General features: G+C 67.5%; 15 protein-coding genes. 7 read left to right on the top strand and 8 right to left on the bottom strand.

Features of this window, described 5'->3' with window-relative positions; translation table 11 throughout:
* Positions 1-9 precede the first annotated feature (9 nt).
* The 3 genes from AB0F51_RS05385 (at position 10) to AB0F51_RS05395 (ending at position 3,278) form a co-directional block, all read left to right on the top strand.
* A complete protein-coding gene (locus AB0F51_RS05385; protein ID WP_360274336.1) occupies positions 10-978 on the top strand; it encodes a Dyp-type peroxidase in 969 nt (322 codons plus the stop codon).
* A gap of 73 nt (positions 979-1,051) precedes the next feature.
* Positions 1,052-2,599 (top strand): ATP-dependent DNA ligase, encoded by a 1,548-nt coding sequence (locus tag AB0F51_RS05390; RefSeq protein ID WP_360274339.1) that lies wholly within the window; start codon positions 1,052-1,054, stop codon positions 2,597-2,599.
* Complete coding sequence (locus AB0F51_RS05395) at positions 2,589-3,278, top strand: class I SAM-dependent methyltransferase (RefSeq protein ID WP_360274342.1); 690 nt, start codon at positions 2,589-2,591, stop codon at positions 3,276-3,278. The genes AB0F51_RS05390 and AB0F51_RS05395 overlap by 11 nt, the downstream gene beginning before the upstream one ends.
* A gap of 537 nt (positions 3,279-3,815) precedes the next feature.
* Here the strand turns inward: AB0F51_RS05395 and AB0F51_RS05400 are convergent.
* On the bottom strand, positions 3,816-4,256 hold the full coding sequence (locus AB0F51_RS05400; RefSeq protein WP_360274345.1) for an Lrp/AsnC family transcriptional regulator: 441 nt from the start codon (positions 4,254-4,256) through the stop codon (positions 3,816-3,818).
* 149 nt (positions 4,257-4,405) lie between these two features.
* A complete protein-coding gene (locus AB0F51_RS05405) occupies positions 4,406-6,124 on the bottom strand; it encodes a hypothetical protein (RefSeq protein WP_360274348.1) in 1,719 nt (572 codons plus the stop codon).
* Positions 6,125-6,391: 267 nt separating this feature from the next.
* Here AB0F51_RS05405 and AB0F51_RS05410 point away from each other — a divergent pair, with 267 nt between their 5' ends.
* Both AB0F51_RS05410 and AB0F51_RS05415 read left to right on the top strand, forming a co-directional pair.
* Complete coding sequence (locus AB0F51_RS05410; protein WP_360274593.1) at positions 6,392-7,318, top strand: 5'-3' exonuclease H3TH domain-containing protein; 927 nt, start codon at positions 6,392-6,394, stop codon at positions 7,316-7,318.
* Entirely contained in the window at positions 7,315-8,511 is a 1,197-nt protein-coding gene (locus AB0F51_RS05415; protein WP_360274351.1) for a M20 family metallopeptidase, read from the top strand. Before AB0F51_RS05410 ends, AB0F51_RS05415 begins: the two co-directional genes overlap by 4 nt.
* A gap of 52 nt (positions 8,512-8,563) precedes the next feature.
* Here the strand turns inward: AB0F51_RS05415 and AB0F51_RS05420 are convergent, their stop codons facing one another.
* Positions 8,564-9,214, bottom strand: a complete 651-nt coding sequence (locus tag AB0F51_RS05420; protein ID WP_360274354.1) for a response regulator transcription factor — start codon at positions 9,212-9,214, stop codon at positions 8,564-8,566.
* On the bottom strand, positions 9,207-11,282 hold the full coding sequence (locus AB0F51_RS05425; RefSeq protein WP_360274357.1) for a sensor histidine kinase: 2,076 nt from the start codon (positions 11,280-11,282) through the stop codon (positions 9,207-9,209). Before AB0F51_RS05425 ends, AB0F51_RS05420 begins: the two co-directional genes overlap by 8 nt.
* Positions 11,283-11,445: 163 nt before the next feature.
* On the opposite strand from AB0F51_RS05425, the gene AB0F51_RS05430 reads away from it, so the two are divergent.
* Positions 11,446-12,084 (top strand): hypothetical protein, encoded by a 639-nt coding sequence (locus AB0F51_RS05430; protein ID WP_360274360.1) that lies wholly within the window; start codon positions 11,446-11,448, stop codon positions 12,082-12,084.
* Between the two features lie 63 nt (positions 12,085-12,147).
* Here the strand turns inward: AB0F51_RS05430 and AB0F51_RS05435 are convergent, their stop codons facing one another.
* The 4 genes from AB0F51_RS05435 to AB0F51_RS05450 are packed head-to-tail and all read right to left on the bottom strand — an operon-like array spanning position 12,148 to position 17,320.
* The gene (locus AB0F51_RS05435) at positions 12,148-14,190 is read right to left on the bottom strand and encodes an ABC transporter ATP-binding protein (RefSeq protein WP_360274363.1); all 2,043 of its coding nucleotides are present in this window, start codon (positions 14,188-14,190) and stop codon (positions 12,148-12,150) included.
* Positions 14,187-15,920: an ABC transporter ATP-binding protein gene (locus tag AB0F51_RS05440; RefSeq protein ID WP_360274366.1), complete on the bottom strand. Its 1,734-nt coding sequence runs from the start codon at positions 15,918-15,920 to the stop codon at positions 14,187-14,189. The genes AB0F51_RS05435 and AB0F51_RS05440 overlap by 4 nt, the downstream gene beginning before the upstream one ends.
* Positions 15,920-16,522 carry a TetR/AcrR family transcriptional regulator gene (locus tag AB0F51_RS05445; RefSeq protein ID WP_360274369.1) on the bottom strand — a complete coding sequence of 201 codons (603 nt, stop codon included), beginning with the start codon at positions 16,520-16,522 and terminating at the stop codon, positions 15,920-15,922. Before AB0F51_RS05445 ends, AB0F51_RS05440 begins: the two co-directional genes overlap by 1 nt.
* Positions 16,523-16,564: 42 nt before the next feature.
* Positions 16,565-17,320: a TetR/AcrR family transcriptional regulator gene (locus AB0F51_RS05450; protein WP_360274372.1), complete on the bottom strand. Its 756-nt coding sequence runs from the start codon at positions 17,318-17,320 to the stop codon at positions 16,565-16,567.
* A gap of 181 nt (positions 17,321-17,501) precedes the next feature.
* Between AB0F51_RS05450 and AB0F51_RS05455 the strand changes: the two genes are divergently transcribed.
* Positions 17,502-19,385, top strand: coding sequence for an ABC transporter ATP-binding protein (locus AB0F51_RS05455; RefSeq protein WP_360274596.1), 1,884 nt, complete (start codon positions 17,502-17,504; stop codon positions 19,383-19,385).
* Positions 19,386-19,419: the final 34 nt, after the last annotated feature.

A 19,419-nucleotide genomic window follows, 5' to 3' on the forward strand; every position in this document is an offset into this window, starting at 1 on the left:
AGTTGCGCGATGGTGACCGATCCGACCCCTGGGCCGACAGCATCGACGCGCGCCCTCCCGCAGGCCGTGCTCACTCCGCTGACGGGTTCGGCGATCTTCCTCGTCGTACGGATCGAGCCCGGCGGTGAGCAGGCGGCGCGCGAGTTGCTCGAGGGGGTCTCCGGACTGACCAGGGCGGTCGGGTTCCGGGTGCCGGCCGGCAATCTGTCCTGCGTCACCAGCATCGGCTCGGACGTCTGGGACCGGTTGTTCAGCGGACCCCGTCCCGCCGCGCTCCACCCCTTCGTCGAGCTGAAGGGCGCCAAGCACAAGGCCGTCTCGACTCCCGGTGATCTGCTGTTCCACATCCGCGCCGGACAGCTGGACATGTGTTTCGAGCTGGCCCAGCAGATCATGAAGCAGCTCGGCCCGGCCGCGACCGTGGTCGACGAGGTCCACGGCTTCAAGTACTTCGAGATGCGCGACCTGCTCGGCTTCGTCGACGGCACCGAGAACCCGACCGGCACCGAGGCCGACGACGCGGTCCTGATCGGTGCCGAGGATCCGGAGTTCGCGGGCGGGAGCTACGTGATCGTGCAGAAGTACCTGCACGACATGACAGCCTGGAACGCGTTGACCGTCGAGCAGCAGGAGCGGGTGATCGGCCGGACGAAGCTCGAGGACATCGAGTTGCGCGACGAGGTGAAGCCCTCGAACTCGCACATCGCCCTGACGGTCGTCGAGGACGCGGACGGCAACGAGCTGCAGATCCTGCGCGACAACATGCCGTTCGGCTCGATCGGCAGCCAGGAGTTCGGTACCTACTTCATCGGCTACGCCAAGGACCCCGGTGTGACCGAGCTGATGCTGCGCCGGATGTTTTGCGGCGAGCCCGAGGGCAACTACGACCGCATCCTGGACTTCTCCACCGCCGTCACCGGCACGCTGTTCTTCACCCCGTCGGCCGCCTTCCTCGACGACCTGCCGCCGGCACCGTGACAGCTGTGTGTCGCCCGCACCGTGACAGCTGTGTCGCCGAAAAACTGTCGGTGGCGTGGGTGAGACTGGACCCATGTTGCTCGCAGATGTGGTCGCCACGTCGACCTCGCTGAGTCAGACCAGGTCGCGCCGCGCCAAGGCCGATCTGATCGCCACGCTGCTCACCACCGCGACCGACCCGGTGGAGACCGAGATCGTGGTGACTTATCTGTCCGGCGAGCTTCGCCAGCGGCGGACCGGCGTGGGCTGGCGGACACTGGCGGACGCGCCCGCACCCGCTGCGACGCCTTCATTGACGATCGAAGAGGTCGATCAAGCCTTCGCCGAGCTGTCGTTGTTCGCCGGTGCCGGGTCGCAGGCGAAGCGGCGGGAGGCTGTCGACGCGCTCTTCGGCCGGGCGACCGCGGAGGAGCAGCGATTCCTGCGCTTGCTGGTCGGTGGCGAGTTGCGGCAGGGCGCCCTCGACGGCGTGATGGCCGACGCGGTCGGCAAGGCGACCGGGATCCCGCTGGAGAAGATCCGCGCGGCGACCATGCTGCGTGGCGCGGCCGCGCCGGTCGCGGTCGCCGTACTGACCGAAGGCGAGGCAGGGCTCGACCAGTTCGGGCTCGAGGTCGGCCGTGGGGTGCAGCCGATGCTGGCGCAGTCGGCGACCACCATCGCCGAAGCCCTCGCGAAGACTGGCACGCCCGCCGCGATCGAGTGGAAGCTGGACGGGATCCGTATCCAGGCGCATCGCAACGGCGACCAGGTCGTCGTCTACACGCGCACCCTGGACGACATCACCAGCCGGGTGCCCGAGGTGGTCACCGCGGTGCGCGAGCTCAAGGCCGAGCAGATCGTGCTCGACGGCGAGCTGATCGCCCTCCGACCCGACGGCCGCCCAGAAGCCTTCCAGGTCACCGGCTCCCGTACTGCGACGCGCGCCGCGACCGGACCCGAGACGGTCCCGCTGACGCCGTACTTCTTCGACATCCTGCACCTCGACGGCCATGACCTGCTTGGGCTCGACTCCACCGAGCGGCACGAGTGGCTGAGCACGGTGGTGCCCGAGGAGCGTCGCATCCCGCGGTTCGTGACCGAGGACGCCGCCGCGGGTGAGGCGTTCTTCGACGACGCGGTGAAGCGCGGTCATGAGGGCGTCATGGTGAAGTCGCTCTCGGTGCCCTACGAGGCCGGCCGGCGCGGGTCCGGATGGGTGAAGGTGAAACAGACACACACCCTCGACCTGATCGTGCTCGCGGCGGAGTGGGGGCACGGACGGCGTACCGGCTGGTTGTCGAACCTGCATCTGGGGGCGCGCGACGAGGAGACCGGCGAGTTCGTGATGCTCGGCAAGACGTTCAAAGGGCTGACCGACGAGCTGCTGCGCTGGCAGACCGAGCGGTTCCAGCAGCTCGAGGTCAGCCGCGACGAGTACACCGTGTATCTGCGCCCCGAGATCGTCGTGGAGATCGCGTTCGACGGTGTCCAGACGTCGACCCGCTATCCGGGCGGGATGGCTTTGCGGTTCGCCCGGGTGGTGCGCTACCGCGAGGACAAGACCCCGGCGGAAGTGGACACTGTCCAGGCTGTCCGCGCGATCCATCAACCCAGCGAAGGACCGATCGATGACCAGTGAACCCGTCGAGCCAGACCCCGAGCTCGAAACCCGCCGCCTGGCGAACGAGTCACTGCGGCAGAACGACCCGACCGGCTGGTTCGAACGCCTGTACTCCGCTGCCTCCGACGGCGCGGCCGTTGTCCCCTGGGATCGCGGTGCCGCTCATCCGTTGCTGACCTCATGGATCGAGTCGGCAGCGCCCTCCGGTGAGGGCCGACGGGCGCTCGTGGTCGGCGCGGGGACCGGCTGGGACGCGGAGCTCGTCGCCGACCAGGGCTACAGCACCACCGCCTTCGACATCTCCCCGACCGCGGTCGAGACCGCCCGGCGCAACCATCCGGACTCGAAGGTGGAGTACCAGGTCGCGGACCTGCTGAATCCGCCTGGCGACTGGCATCGCGCGTTCGACCTCGTCGTGGAGATCTACACCGTCCAGGCGCTGCCGATCTCACTGCAGCCCGAGGTCACCAAGCAGGTCGGCGAGTTCGTCCGTGCCGGCGGCACACTCCTGGTGATCGCCGCCGCCCGCGACGACAACACACCGGACGACGCAATCGAGGGCCCACCCTGGCCCCTGACCCGAGCCGCCATCGACGCCTTCGCCACCTCAGACCTCCGCCTGATCGAGGTCGACCGCTCCCCCAGCCCCAACGACCCAACCCTCTACCGCTGGCGAGCCGAATACCTCCGCGACTAGACAGGTGCTGTGGTCAGCAGTCGGGCACACGCCCGGCGATGGTCACCAGGTGCCGACCGCACGCTCGGGGACTATGTCCTGTCGGTCGGCGCAACAACAGTCGGACTCGCTGGCTTACGAACGCGGCTCGCGTGGATCACCCCGTCGTTGCCGGCTCCTCGTCAAGGCGTCGAGCTCGGCGGTGCCAGTCTCGCAGTCGGTCTGTGACGAGTTTCCGCACCTTCCGGCCAGGTCGAACAGCTTCTGGCACAGGTCGGGAGCTTGCTGACCCTCCGACCGTGCCGAGGCCGGCTCCGCGGCGAGGATCGCCGAAAGCCGACGACCTCACCGGTTCGCCGCTCCCGCGCCCCGAGATCGCGCCAAACCGGGGTGCCTACTCTCGCCTTCGCGCGACGAAGGAGCGCCCTGGGGGCGGGTGGGAGCCAGCGCCGTGTGAGCGACGCAGGAGCGAACGTGGCGCCGGCATGGGATCTCCAGCCAGCAAGCTGCTCGGCCTCACGAGCGTGCGTGGGCGCCGGTGTGGGGAATCTTTTCCGGTCAGAGCGCGGGTGGGCGGCGTTCGTACGGGGTGCTGAGGACGATTGTTGTGGTGGTGGAGACGTTGGCGCGGGCTCGGATCACGGCGAGGAGGTTTTCCAGGGCGGCCGGGGTCGCCACTCGGACGATCAGCACGTAGCTGGAATCGCCGGCCACCGAGTAGCAGGACTCGATCTCGCGGACGTCCCGCAGGCGCTCCGGCGAGTCGTCCGGCTGGGACGGGTCGATCGGGCGGATCGAGATCAGCGCCGTCAGCGGCAGGTCGAGCGCGGTGTGGTCGATCGTTGCCGCGTACCCCTGGATGATCCCCCGCTGCTCCAGCCGCTTGACCCGCTGGTGCACCGCCGACGTCGACAACCCGGTCGCCTTCCCCAGGTCGGTGAAGCTCATCCTGCCGTCCGAGGCGAGCAACGCCACGATCTTGCGATCCAGGTCCTCCATGCGCCGACCCTACTCTGAGCGAGCCTTTGGCGAGTACTGCGTCCATTCCTGCGCATGCACCCCTCACCGCAGGCTCCAGCACGACAGCCCGACGTCTCAGTCGCCCCGAAGGATGCTGGCGAGAGACGCCGCCAAAGCCCACGCCAAGGTCAGAGGCCGTACAATTTCAGACCAACGTGATCGACGATAAAACGACGAGCATCCGAATCCATTGCGAAGTAGACCCGGCCCACCTGACTCGGAGCGGTATTGTCATCAATTTTGATGTGTGGCGCACGAGAGTACTCGATCTCATTTAGCTTGAATTTGTCTTTCCCGACCTGCTCAAGGCCCTTGTCGGTCGCCGACATCGCCAGTGACCATTGAGTTCGGAACCAGTCATCTAACATTATGCCGTCTATCCTGCAGTTGCCCTCGCGCCAGGCGAGCGCGGCTTGAGCAAGTCGGACGAGCGTCTCCTGCATCACAGCCGGGAACGGGTAGCGACTGCGCTTCCAGGACTTTATTGCGTTGTGCGTGAACATGATCGCATCCTGCGTATTTTTCGACAAGAACGCGGCCAGATCATCGAGTTCTTCATCACAATCCGGCGCCGTCGCCCAACTGACCCCGGTAGGTGCCTGACTGTTCACCTGTGACGAAAGAACAACTTCCCGCCAGTACCGGGACGACGCCGCCTCCTTCTTGAGTGACTCGTTGTCCGCCTCCAGGCGTGTTATCTCGTCGATCCACACCGAGTTCTCATGCGAGAGATCAGCTACGCGCAACTTCAAGGCACTGATCTCAGTCTGACTGTCACCCTGCGCCTCCGCCTCAGTGAGTTGCGCCGCAAACTGCTGCTCCCGCTCCAATGCAGCCGCTTTGGTGGCCATCCGCCACAAGACAGAGTGCCCGCGGGCTACAACTGAGAGCGGCGCGATCGTCCGCAACATCTGATTCACGGTCTTACGAAGCGCCGTCAACCTCTCCTCGAGCCATGCCGGGTGCCACGCGCCAAGATCGGGCCAGATCAGACGCGCCCCTCCGGCAGGAACACGAGCCCCACTACCCAGCAGCAAATCGTCAAGTTCATGCAGCGCACCCCGGGTCGCCAGCACAACCTGACTCATGCCGACGAGTTCGCGCGCGGCCTCGACGGCGAACCGCTTCGGAACCTCACCTGCTCCGGCATCGACGACTACCAACGGGAGCCGGTTGCTCTGCTGAAGGGCATCGCGCAAAACGGCCACGGTGTCTTTTTGAATCCAGATGTAGCGACCATCGATGCGTTGTCCCCGATAGCTACAGATAAGCGATTCATCGGTGGCGACCATGCGCACGATACCTGGCCGTCGCACTTGCTCGACTGGAGTCGGAGTAAGAATCCCGCCGGTACTGTCTCTTCCCATGGAAACATGGAGGGCAGCGTGATTTTCGTCCCGGATCGCCGTCAACTCGGTTACGAATGTTGCACCGAGCCCTGCGGCCAGTGGTTGAGACACTCGAATTCTAGTAGCCTCAAGAGATGTCGAGTTAGCTACGGTCCAGTTGACCAACCGATCCGTAACATATTCACCGGATGTCACCGGAAGAGAGAGGCTTCCTGCTTCCTCGAAGATATCTCGCCTCACCGAGATCTCTGTATTACGCGAGAGCCATGTCGCCACATGGTCCTTCAGCCGGCTGTACACGTCGCCGCAATCACTCGCCCCCGCCGGCTCGGATGCCACGTCTAGTTCTACGATATATAACGGATCCATAACTCCCCCACCACGTTGAAACCACCAATCAGCAGTTTCGCAGGCTTGTCGGGTCTGACCAAGACCCCACGCTTTCATCATCCGCAAGGCTTGAGGCAGCGCGCTCCGCAGCGGCAGCGGCAGATTCACAGCACTTCGAGGCCAGCCGGGCTCCGACAACAGCCGAAAAGCTGGATCCCGCCCTTCTGAGGAACGAAAGTTCAACCGACAGGCTTGCGACCAGTTAGCCAGTAACGCGGGGCGCAGCACCTCCGCGTCGGGTCGAAGGCGATGCAGTGGCCATCTCGCGGCGGGGGGAGCAAGCGCAGGTTCACCCGCTCGCCGGCTACGCAGGGCAAGGGCAGGCGGCAAACTACCACCTGCATGTGAAAGCATCTCGCCATGGCTGACAGGTTGATGTTGCTCGACACCGCGTCACTGTATTTCCGGGCCTTCTTCGGTGTCCCCGACACGATGAAGGCTGCCGACGGTACGCCGACCAACGCGATCCGCGGGCTGCTGGACTTCATCGCCCGCCTGGTCGAGAACCACCACCCGACCCATCTGGTCGCCTGCTGGGACGACAACTGGCGGCCGTCGTGGCGGGTCGCGCTGATTCCGTCGTACAAGGCGCAGCGGGTCGAGTTCGTCACCGCGGGCGGGGACCAGGTCGAGGACGTGCCGGACCGGCTGGAGATCCAGGTGCCGTACATCCGCGCCTGCCTCGAAGCCCTCGGCATCGCCATTGTCGGCGCACCCGACCACGAGGCCGACGACGTCATCGGCACGCTCAGCCACCGCGCGACGATGCCCGTCGACGTCGTCACCGGCGACCGGGACCTGTTCCAGCTGATCGACGACGCACGCGGCATCCGGATCGTCTACACCGCGGCCAAGGGGGTCGGTCGCGCCGAGGTGTACGACGAGAAGGCGCTGCTGGCGAAGTACCAGATCCCCGCCAACCGGTACGCCGACTTCGCGACCCTGCGCGGCGACGCGTCCGACGGGCTGCCCGGCGTCAAGGGGGTCGGCGAGAAGACGGCCGCCTCGCTCGTCACGGCGTACGGCGATCTGGCCGCGATCCGGACAGCGGCGGCCGACCCGACGACGCCGATGGCGCCGGGCGTCAAGCGCAAGATCCTCGACGCAAGCGACTACCTCGACGTCGCACCCAAGGTCGTCGCGGTCGCCAAGGACGCTCCGGTCGGCAGCTTCGACGCAACGATGCCGACCCAGGTTCGTGATCCCGAGCGCTGGCTCGACCTGGTCGAGCTGCTCGAGCTCGGCGGCAGTGCCCAGCGGGTCATGTCGGCCCTCAACCTCGCCCCGAAGGGAACCGCATGACGAGCACGCTCGAGCTAGCAGCCAGGTACGGCGACAGCATTATCGAACTCCGCCGGGCCCTGCACATGGTCCCGGAGTACGATCTCGAGCTGCCCAAGACGCAGGCGCTGATCCTGGCGGCGCTCGAAGGGCTCGATCTGGAGATCACCCTGGGCAAGGAGTTGTCCTCAGTCACCGCCGTACTCCGCGGCGGAGCCGGCCCGGGGCCGGTCGTCCTGCTGCGCGGCGACATGGACGCGCTGCCCGTGACGGAACGCGTCGACGTGGCTTACAAGTCGACGCATCCCGGGCTAATGCATGCCTGCGGCCACGATCTCCATGTCGCCGGGCTGGTCGGTGCGGTGAAGATCCTGCACGAAATGCGCGACCAGCTCGCGGGCGATGTGGTGTTCATGTTCCAGCCCGGTGAGGAGACCACCGGTGGGGCGCCGATCATGATCCGCGAAGGGCTGTTGGAGATCGCCGGGCGGCGGGTCGATTCGGCGTACTGTCTGCACGTCCAGTCGGCGGGCGACCCGCTCGGCATGTGGAGCAGCAAGGCCGGCCCGTTGATGGCGGCCGCCGATCAGCTCAGCGTGCGGGTGGTCGGTGAGGGCGCGCACGGCTCGGAGCCGTTCAACGGCAAGGACCCGATCCCGGTGCTGTGCGAGATCGTCGTCGCGCTGCAGACGATGGTGACGCGGCAGTTCGACGTGTTCGACCCGGTGGTGCTGACGGTCGGCAAGATCGCCGGTGGCACGAAGGAGAACATCATCCCGGACGACGCGTTCTTCGACGCGACCGTCCGGAGCTTCTCGGCCGAGTCACGAGCGAAGATGCAGGTCGCCGCACCGCGACTCGTCGAGGGCATCGCGGCCGCGCACGGGTTGACGGCGGAGGTCGAGTACCGGGTCGGCTACCCGGTCACGGTCAACGACGAGAAGGAGTACGTGTTCGCCCGCCAGGCGATCGTCGACCTGTTCGGCACCGACCAGTACCGGGAGCGGGCGCACGCCGAGTGCGGCGCCGAGGACATGTCCTACGTCCTCAACGAGGTCCCCGGCGCCTACGTCAACCTCAGCGCCTGCGGCGCTCCGGTCCCCGCGGACGCCGCCGACAACCACTCCCCGTTGGCCGACTTCGACGACTCGGTCCTGCCCAACGCCGCCGCCCTGCTCGCGGAACTGGCCGTCCGCCGCTTGGCCCGCGGCTGATCCCAGGGCCTGCGCAAGTAGGCCGAGGCGAGCCCGACCCAGCGTCGGCAGGTCAGCGACCGAGGCCCGCGTCGCGGGCGCGGATGATCGCCTCGGCCCGGTCGGCCACGTGCAGCTTGGCGAAGATGTTCGACACGTTGTTGCGGACCGTCTTCGGTGACAGGAAGAGCTCGGACGCGATCTGGGCGTTCGATCGCCCGGCCGCGACCAGTGCGAGCACCTGCCGCTCCCGATCGGTGAGTTGGGGGAAGGCGGCGGGCCCGGTCGCCACCGGAGCACCGGCGAAGAACTCGGCCACCCGCCGGGCCAGCGCCGGCCCGAAGATCGCCTCGCCGCGTGCGACCGCGGTGATCGCGCGCAGAATCTCCGTCTGGTTGGCACCCTTCAACAGGTAACCACGAGCGCCCGCCCGCATCGCGGCGAACAACGTCTGGTCCTCCTCGGCCATCGTCAGGATGACCACGCCGATGTGCGGACTGTCGGTGGTGAGCCGCCGGGTCGCCTCGATGCCGTCCAGTCCCGGCATCTGCACGTCCATCACCACCACGTCCGGCTGCAGATCAGCGGCCCGGTCAACAGCTTCCAGTCCGTCTGCGGCCGTCCCGACCACCTCCACCCCGTCGAGCGATCCCAGCAGAGCGGCCAGACCGTCCCGGTAGACAGGGTGATCGTCGACCAGCATCACCCGCACGACCTCAGACACGAGCCACCTCCGGTACTGCGTCCAGCGGCAGCCGAACCCGTACTACGGTGCCGCCGCCCGCCGGGCTGGTCACGCTGCACTCTCCCCCGAGTTCCACGGCCCGTTCTCGCAACGACAGCATGCCCACTCCCGCCACCACCTCCTCGGCGATTCCGATCCCGTCATCCTGCACGGACAATTCCAGCGCCGGCCCGTCGGTCAGTCGCAGCGCGATGTCGCACCGCGACGCGGCCGCATGCCTGGCCACATTGGTCAGCGCCTCCGAAGCGATCCGGTACGCCGCCACCTCGACCCCCGCCGGCAACGCACCCAACGGCGAGGCCTCCACCTGGACCTGGAGACCACCCAGCCGGAACCGCTCGGCCTGTTGCTCGATCGCCCGGACCAACCCGAGCTCGTCCAACGCGGGCGGCCGAAGGTCGTGCACCAGCCGCCGGACGTCAGCCAGAGCGGCCGCAACCTCAGCCGTTGCCTGTTCGAGCATCTCATCAGCCTGCTCGGGTGCGGACCCGGCAAGGTTCCGGGCGGTCTCGATCCGCAGCGCCACCGCACCCAGGCCGGGACCGAGGCTGTCGTGCAGATCCCGCCGGATCCGGCGCCGCTCCTCTTCCCGCGCGGCCACCAGCCGGCTCCGGCCGCGCTGCAACTCGGTGCTCAGCTCGCTCGCCCGGGCAGCGGCCGCCGCCTGCCGCACCAGATCACCCAGCAACCTCTGATCCCTGTCGGACAAGGCCGTCCCATCCCCCGGGCACAGCACGAGCCGCCCGACCGACTCGCCGCGGTACCGGACGGGAAGCGCGATCGTCGGACCGGACTCGGTCCCGTGCGTCACGATCGCCCGCCCTCCGGAGGAGCGCTCGATCTCGACTCGTACGTAGGGCAGTTTGAACGCGTCGGCCAGTGTCCGAGCGACCGCCCGCAACTGTTCGTCGGGGTCGGCCGCGGACTCGAGTCGTTCCGCGAGCGTCGACACCGTCGAGTACGGGTCGTCCCGCGAACCGCGAGCCAACCGGCGTACCGCTCGCCAGAGACGGCTCCGCAGCGGCGCGTAGACCACGGCCACTACCGCAATCGCGGCGAGGGCGGCATCGCGCTCGCCGAGTACCCCGCCCGCCAGCGCGAACACGGCGAGATCCACCGCGACGACCAGGACCGCGAGCAAGCCGTAGAGGAAAGTGGCCGACAGCAACCGATCGATGGCGTACAACCGGTGCTTGGTGACCGCGCCGACGATCGCGGCGGAGGTGAGGGCGATCGCGGTGCCGAACAGGATCGCGGGCACCGCCGGCGGGTTCTCCACCGGAACGAACAGCAGGAACATGTCCACCAGCGCGGCCCACATCAGCCAGCGGATCTGGGCGCGCCGTTCCCGGGACGCGGCGCGATACCGGTGCACCGTGACGGCGAACGGGACCACCAGGCTCGCGATCACGGCCACATAGGCGATCCGGAGCAGTGACTCCCAGACGCCGTACGGGAGGTGGATGCTGAACGGATCGACCGCCAGCCGAGTGACCTCCGGCGGCAACGCGGCACCGTGGTACCGGATCATCACGGACATCGGCACGACCACCAGCAGCACCGGCAGGAGCGCGGTCAGTGCCAGGCTGATGACCGACAGCCAACGCCAGAACCGCGCGGTGACCAGCCGACCGTCCGGGAAGAGCAGGATCAGCAGCGGCAAGCCCAGCAAGAGGACCGCGCCGAACCGCGAGTAGAACCAGTACGCCGCCGCGGCGCCGGGCAGACCCGGCGAGGTGTAGATCGCGTACGCCGCCCAACTGGAGGCGAATCCGTCGACGATCCACACCAGGCCGGAAAGAGTGAGTATCCAGGCGATCGGATGGCGTGGCAGGCGATGCAGCAACAGCACCCCGGGCAGGGTCTGAGCGAGCCCGGACAGGACGGAAGCCCACCCTGAGTCGAGTTCAGCCGCAGCCGGTACGCCGCCACGGTTCCGCAGGTCGAGCAGCACCGTCAGGACAGCCAGCGCCACGGCGGCGAGCGCCATCGCGACCGGCCCCCATCCCCTGCGCGCGGGCACCCGCGACTCCCCCGCCTCCGTCACCGTTGCATTGTCACCCACACCGTGTCCCGCCGTCTCGGGTCAGTTGTCCCGCGATCTTCGGGACACCACGGGGGCCTGATGCCCCTGCCGCTCGGGTCGCCGCCGGCCGCAGGGTCTTCGTCCAGGGGGTACGACGTGTGCTCCAGGGGAGGAAGGAACCGTCATGACGGAAACACCGGCGCGGGCCAGGACCGACGTCACCGATCCCGGGTCCGGCTCGGGGGCGACGCTGGACCACGCCCGGATCAAACGGCTCGGCCTCGGTCTGACCGCCGGCACGCTGACCTGGGCGGCGTGCATCTTCGCGTTCGAATCGGTCAGCGAGGGGGCGGCCGAGCGGATCAACGACCTGACTGGTCTCGCGTTCCAGCTCGGGCTGTTCTGTCTGCTGACCGTGCAGTACCGGACCCGCGCGACGGGCCTGTCCCGGCCCGCGGTCGCGATGCTCAAGGTCGAGGCAGTGATCCTGGGCGTGGCGAGCATCTGGTCGCTGCTGCACGGCATCCTGCCGGAGAATCTCCAGGATGCCGGCTGGCTGCTCATCCTCGACATCTGCTGGCCCCTGTCGATGATCGGCATGATGGTCATCGGCATCAAACTGGCCATCACCGCCCGCTGGCGAGGCCTACTCCGTTGGTGGCCCTTGGTGGCGGAGAGCTGGGTCTTCGTGACGATGCCAGCCGTCATCATTTTCGGCGATGCCTCGGCGCGGTGGGTCGGCGGGGGCCACCTGCTAATCGGCTACGCCACCCTGGGCGTCCTCCTGGCGCTCCGCCCGGAGCTAGTCACCAGCGAGCAGTAGCCGAGAAGTACGTAGTACAAGGCCGTGGGCGAGGACGCCGGGTTGGCGTCCCCGCCCATGCGGTCAGCGGGCTGGGGGGCCTGCTGGTACCGGGGCTGCTGCGTTCTCCTCGTCGATGTCTACTACCGCGCCGCTGAACTGGGCGTTGTAGAGGCGGGCGTAGGCGCCGTTGGCTGCCAGTAGTTGGTGGTGGTTGCCTTGTTCGACGATCGAGCCGGACTCCATCACGAGGATCAGGTCGGCGTCGCGGATGGTGGACAGGCGGTGGGCGATCACGAAGCTGGTGCGGTCCGAGCGGAGGGCTGCCATCGCGCGCTGGACCAGTACTTCGGTTCGGGTGTCGACCGAGCTGGTTGCCTCGTCGAGGATCAGCAGCTGTGGGTCGGACAGGAAGGCACGGGCGATGGTGAGCAGTTGCTTCTCACCGGCGCTGACGTTGCTGCCTTCCTCGTCGATCACCGTGTCGTAGCCGTCCGGCAGGCTGTGCACGAAGCGATCCACGTACGTCGCCTTGGCCGCGGCGAGCATGTCCTCCTCGGTCGCGTTCAGGTTGCCGTAGAGGATGTTGTCGCGAATCGTCCCGCCGAACAGCCAGGTGTCCTGCAGCACCATCCCGATCCGCCGGCGCAGGTCGTGCCGGGTCAGTTCGGTGATGTCGACGCCGTCCAGCGTGATCCGGCCGTCGTTCAATTCGTAGAACCGCATGATCAGGTTGACCAGCGTCGTCTTGCCCGCGCCGGTCGGCCCGACGATCGCGACCGTCTGGCCCGGTTCGGCGACCAGGCTCAGGTCGGTGATCAGCGGCTTGTCCGGCGTGTAGGAGAACGACACGTGCTCGAACTCGACCCGGCCGTGCGACTCCGACAGCTTCGCCGGCGTCGGCTCGTCGGGCACCTGCTCGGTCGCATCCAGTACTTCGAACACCCGCTCGGCCGAGGCCACGCCCGACTGCAGCAGGTTCGCCATCGACGCCACCTGGGTGAGCGGCTGGGTGAACTGGCGGGAGTACTGGATGAACGCCTGGACGTCACCCAGCGACATCGTGCCCGACGCCACCCGGAGACCACCGATCACGGCGATCACCACGTAGTTCAGGTTCCCGATGAACATCATCGACGGCATGATCAGCCCGGAGATGAACTGCGCCCCGAACGAGGCCTGGTACAGCTGCTCGTTCTTCTCCGCGAAGCTCGCCTCGATCTCCTTCTGCCGGCCGAACACCTTGACCAGCTCGTGGCCGGTGAAGGCCTCCTCGATCTGGCCGTTCAGCGCGCCGGTGTGCCGCCACTGGTCGACGAACCGGGTCTGCGACCGTTTCGCGATCGCCGCCGTCAGGATCATCGAGATCGGGATCGTGACCAGCGCGATCAGCGCCAGCACCGGCGAGATCACGAACATCAGCGTGACCACGCCGATCACCGTCAGCAGCGAGGTGAGCAACTGGCTCAGGGTCTGCTGCAGGCTGGACGAGATGTTGTCGATGTCGTTGGTGACCCGGCTCAGCAGCTCACCGCGCGGCGCACCGTCGAAGTAGCTCAGCGGCAGCCGGTTGAGCTTGTCCTCGACGTCGGACCGCAGCTCGAACACGGTCCGCTGGACGACGCCGTTGAGGATGTAGCCCTGGATCCAGGAGAGCAGGAACGACCCGGCGTACAGGGCCAGGACCAGGAGCAACACGTTGCGCAGGGCATCGAAGTCGATGCCGACGCCCGGGATCAGGTCGATCCCGCCGAGCAGGTCCGCGAGCCGGCCGTTCCCGGACGCCCTGGCCTGGTCGATCACCTGCTGCTTGGTCAGGTCCTTCGGCAGGTCCTTGCCGATCGCGCCGGCGAAGATGATGTCGGTCGCCCGGCCGAGAATCTTCGGCCCGAGCACGGACAGCCCGACGCTCGCGATCGCGAGCAGGATCACTCCGAAGACCTGGAACCGGTGCGGGCGCAACCGCCGCAGCAGCCGCTTCGCGGACGGGCCGAAGTTCATCGACTTGTCGCCGGGGATACCGCCGGGCGGGCCGAACGCGCGTCCGGTGGTCGGGCGATCGACCGCCTTGACCGTCGGGGCCGGCTGGTCTTCGCCGGGTGCCTGGTCCAGCTTCTGATCCGTCATGCTGCTTCCTCCGCGGACCGCTGGGACTCCACGATCTCGACGTACGTCGGACAGGTCTCGAGTAGTTCGTGATGGTTGCCCTTGCCGACGATCGCGCCGTCCTCGAGCACGATGATCTGGTCGGCGTCGATGATCGTGGACACCCGCTGGGCGACGATCACCACACAGGCCTCGGCGGTCACCGGCGCCAGCGCGGCGCGCAGTCGCGCGTCGGTGGACAGGTCGAGCGCGGAGAACGAGTCGTCGAACAGGAAGATCTGTGGCTTGCGGACCAGTGCCCGGGCGATCGCGAGCCGTTGCCGCTGACCGCCGGACACGTTGGTGCCGCCCTGCGAGATCGGTGCCTCGAGTCCGAGCGCCATGCCCTCGACAAAGTCCTTGCCCTGGGCAATTTCCAGCGCTTCCCAGAGTTCCTCGTCGGTGGCGTCGGGGTTGCCGTAGCGCAGGTTGCTGGCCACCGTGCCGGAGAACAGGTACGGCCGCTGTGGCACCAGACCGATCCGCTCCCACAACAACTCAGGATCGATCTCCCGTACGTCGACGCCGTCCACGAGTACCCGTCCGCCGGTGGCGTCGAAGAGTCGCGGGACCAGCGAGAGCAGAGTGGTCTTCCCCGCGCCGGTGCTGCCGATGATGGCGGTTGTCTGGCCCCGCGACGCGGTGAAGCTGACGTCCCGCAGTACGGGCTCGGCGGCGCCGGGGTACTGGAAGGAGGCGTTGTCGAAGACCAGCTCGCCGGTGCCGGCGAACTTCCGGATCGGGGTGGCCGGCGGGCGGACCGAGGACTCGGTGTTCAGCACCTCGCTGATCCGGTCCGCGCAGACCGCGGCCCGCGGCACCATGATCATCACGAAGGTCGCCATCATCACCGAGAACAGGATCTGGATCAGGTAGCTGATGAAGGCGGTCAATGCGCCGACCTGCATCGCGCCGTCGTTGACGCGGGAGGCGCCGAACCACAGCACGGCGATCGTCGACAGGTTCAGGATCAGCATCACCACCGGGAAGACCAGCGCCATCAGCCGGCCGGCCCGGATCGCGGTGTCGGTGACATCGGTGTTCGCCTGGCCGAAACGCTCGGTCTCGTGCGGCTCGCGGACGAACGCCCGGACCACCCGGATGCCGGTGATCTGCTCGCGCAGTACCCGGTTGACCGCGTCGATGTTCGTCTGCATCTTGCGGAACTGCGGCACCATCCGGCTGGCGATCAGGCCGATCGATGCCGCCAGCAACGGTACGGCAACGGCCACCAGCCAGGACAGGCCGACGTCCTCGCGGACCGCCATGATGATGCCGCCGACCATCGTGATCGGCGCGGCGACCAGCATCGTGCAGGTCGTCACCACCAGCATCTGCACCTGGGTGACGTCGTTGGTACTGCGAGAGATCAGCGTCGGCGCACCGAACTGGTTCACCTCGCGGGCCGAGAACTCGCCGACGCGGTGGAACACCGCGGCGCGCACGTCCCGGCCGAACAGCGCGGCGGTCTTCGCACCGAAGTAGACCGCCGCGACGGTGCAGATGATCTGGACCAGGCTGATGCCCAGCATCCAGCCGCCGGTACCGACGATGTAGCCGGTGTCGCCCTTGGCGACGCCGTTGTCGATGATGTCGGCGTTCAGGCTGGGCAGGTAGAGGGAGGCGATCGTCCCGATCAGTTGCAGGACGACCACCATGGACAGGTTGCCGGCGTACGGGCGTAAGTGCGTACGCAGCAGGCGAAGTAGCATCAGCGATCCCCGGAGTCGTGGATTCGGACACCGTCGAGCGCGAAGTCGACGATCTCCTCGGCGGTCAGCATCCGACCGGCCGAAATCATTGGGTGGGAGGCGGAGAAGATGATCAGCCGCATCCGGTGACAGACCTCTTCCGGCGTCAGCCGCAACTGGTCGGCGTCCGGCCGGAGCAGGTCGGTGAAGACCTCGTCGGCGCGGGCGTTGTCGGCCTTGGCCCGGGCCTGTTCCTCGGGAGTACCCTCGAAGTCCGGCCGCCGGTTCATCCGCAGCGCGAAGAAGAGTTTGAAGACCTTGCTCAACCGGGCCTGGGAGATGTCGACGGCGACGATCAGCCGCTCCCGCAACGGGAGCTCCCGGTCGATCTTGCCGAGCGCCTCGATCAGCGGCTCGACGTCGAACGCCGTCTTGAAGGTGGCCTTGATCAGCGCCTCCTTGCTGCCGAAGGCACGGAAGATCGTGCCCTCCGCGACGCCGGCGGCCTCGGCGATCTGCCGGGTGCTCACGTCGACGCCGTACTTCTCCAGCAACGGCAGGGTCGCCTGGACCAGCGCGGCGCGGCGCTCGTCGGGCGGCATGGGGGTAGCTCGTGGGCTCACCCGATCGAGGCTAACTGAGTGAGTACTCACTCACAACTGCATTTACCGATCTTTCAGTAGTGCCGCGATCCCGTCCAGCACCCGGGCCAGCCCGAACTCGAAAGCATGGCTCGAGTCGTACGGCGCGTCGAACTCCTGCCCGACCGTCGTCCCGACCCGGCTGGCCAGCGGGAACTTCTTCGTGTCGCCGATCTTGTCGAGCAACGGCTCGTGGGCCTCCCACCACTCCTTGTCGGTGATCCCCGAGCTCCGTATCACCTGAGCCGCCTCCACGGCACTCCGCACTGCGCCGTGGACGTACCCGTTGACCAGAGCGACCGCGGCATCCATCTCGACATCGGTCAGGCCGATCCCCTCGACCGCACTCAGTTCGTACTCGTACTTCGCCATCACGCCCGGCCCGAGCGGCGGCCGGCTCACCGCGACCTGGAGCAGCCAGGGGTGCTTCAGGTACATCTCCCGGCTCTCCCGGGCGACCTCGTCGAGTTTTGCCCGCCAGTCCCCGTCGACCTCGCGCAGCGGCAGTTCGCGGTACACGGTGTCGAGCATGACGTCGATCAGCTCGCCTTTGCCGGGCACGTACCGGTACAGGGTCATCGCTCCAACGCCGAGCTCGTCGGCGACCCGGCGGATCGACATCGCGGCGAGCCCCTCCGCGTCGGCGATCCGGAGCGCGGCCGTGACGATCCTGCCGACGGTCAGCGCGGGCTTGGGCCCCCGGGTCGGTTTCGCCTGGATCCCCCAGAGCAGTTCGAGGCTCTTCGCCGGGTCACCACTGCCGCTGTACTCCTGAACCATGTGCGCGATCCTCCCCGGTCTGGTTATACTCCCGCAGTTACTTCGTACAGCGTACTCAGTGAGGGTGGGGAAGCTTGACCTCTAGTTGTGTTGAGGTTCTACGGTCAGAAACTGTCGGTGGTCCAGAGGATCATCGGTCGTCCCTCGTCCTCGACACCGGAGCAACGCCGTGAGTATGGAAATGACCGCGTGGACCTCGATGTACCACGCCATGCACAGACAGGACGAGAAGCGGCCGTTCTCGAAGGAGACGCTGCTGCGGATCCTGGCCTTCGCGCGCCCGCACCGGCGGCACCTGATCTTCTTCCTGCTGCTCAGCGTCGCCGGCGCGATCCTCGCCGTCGCGACGCCGGTGCTGGCCGGCCGCGTGGTGGACGCGATCGTCAAGGGGCAGGAGCTCAGCGTCCTGCTCTGGCTGGCCGGGGTGATCGCGCTGATCGCCGTCGCCGAGGCCGGCCTCGGCCTGGTCACTCGCTGGCTGAGCGCCGGGATCGGTGAGGGGCTGATCCTCGATCTGCGCACCGCGGTGTTCGACCACATCCAGAAGATGCCGATCGCCTTCTTCACCCGGACCCGCACGGGCGCGCTCGTCTCCCGGCTGAACAACGACGTGATCGGCGCCCAGCGCGCGTTCAGCGACACGCTGTCCGGCGTCGTGAGCAACCTGGTGATGCTGCTGCTCACCCTGTTCGTGATGCTGCGGATGTCCTGGCAGATCACCCTGCTCGCCCTGGTGATTCTGCCGGTCTTCGTCATCCCGGCCCGCCGGATCGGCAACCGGCTCGCCGCGCTGGAGCGCGAGGCGGCCAACTACAACGCGACCATGAGCACCCAGATGACCGAGCGGTTCTCGGCCCCGGGCGCGACGCTGGTCAAGCTCTTCGGGCGGCCGGTGCGCGAGTCGCACGAGTTCGCCGTCCGGGCCCGGCGGGTGCGCGACATCGGCGTACGGACCGCGATGGTGCAGTGGGTCTTCGTCACCTCGCTGACGCTGGTCTCGGCGCTGGCCCTGGCTGTGGTCTACGGGCTGGGTGGGTTCTACGCGCTCCGCGATCAGCTCGACGCGGGGACGGTAGTCGCGATGGCTCTGCTGCTGACGCGGCTCTACTCGCCGCTGACCGCGCTGGCGAGCGCTCGCCTCGAGGTGATGACCGCTCTGGTCAGCTTCGAGCGGGTCTTCGAGATCCTCGACCTCGAGCCGCTGATCAAGGACAAGCCGGACGCCGGTGTGGTTCCGCCTGGGCCGGTGTCGGTCGAGTTCGAGAACGTCCGGTTCGCCTATCCGTCGGCGGACAAGGTGTCGCTGGCCTCGCTGGAAGAGGTGGCCAAGCTCGACACCCGCGGCGGTGTCGAAGTACTGCACGGCATCTCGTTCAGGGCCGAGGCCGGCCAGATGGTCGCGCTGGTCGGATCCTCCGGCGCCGGCAAGTCGACCATCGCCCAACTGATCCCCCGCCTGTACGACGTGGACGAGGGCTCGGTGAAGCTCGGCGGAGTCGACGTCCGCGATGTGACGGCGGAATCGCTGCGGGACACGCTCGGGATGGTGACCCAGGACGGTCACCTGTTCCACGACTCCATCCGGGAGAACTTGCTGCTCGCACGGCCCGAGGCCACCGAGGACGACCTGTGGGAAGCCCTGACGCGAGCACGCCTTGGCGACTTGATCCGGTCGCTGCCTGATGGGCTGGACACGGTCGTTGGTGAGCGCGGATACCGGCTGTCCGGTGGTGAGCGGCAGCGGCTGACGATCGCCCGTCTGCTGCTTGCGCAGCCGCGGGTGGTGCTGCTGGACGAGGCGACTGCGGCGCTCGACTCGACGTCGGAGGCCGCGGTGCAGGCGGCGTTGGCCGAGGCGCTCGATGGCCGGACGGCTGTGGTGATCGCGCACCGGCTCTCCACTATCCGGGCGGCCGACCAGATCCTCGTGATCGAGGACGGGCAGATCGTCGAGCAGGGCACCCACACCGAGCTGCTGGCCGCGGCCGGACGGTACGAGGAGTTGCACCGGACGCAGTTCGAGCAGGCGGGTGCGAGCCGAGAGGTTCCGGTCGCCGCGGTCTGAGCCGTTCGCGAGTAGTTCGAAGTTTCGAGCGAGA

It is taken from the genome of Kribbella sp. NPDC023855, assembly GCF_040639475.1.
In the GTDB taxonomy this organism is placed as follows: Bacteria; Actinomycetota; Actinomycetes; order Propionibacteriales; family Kribbellaceae; genus Kribbella.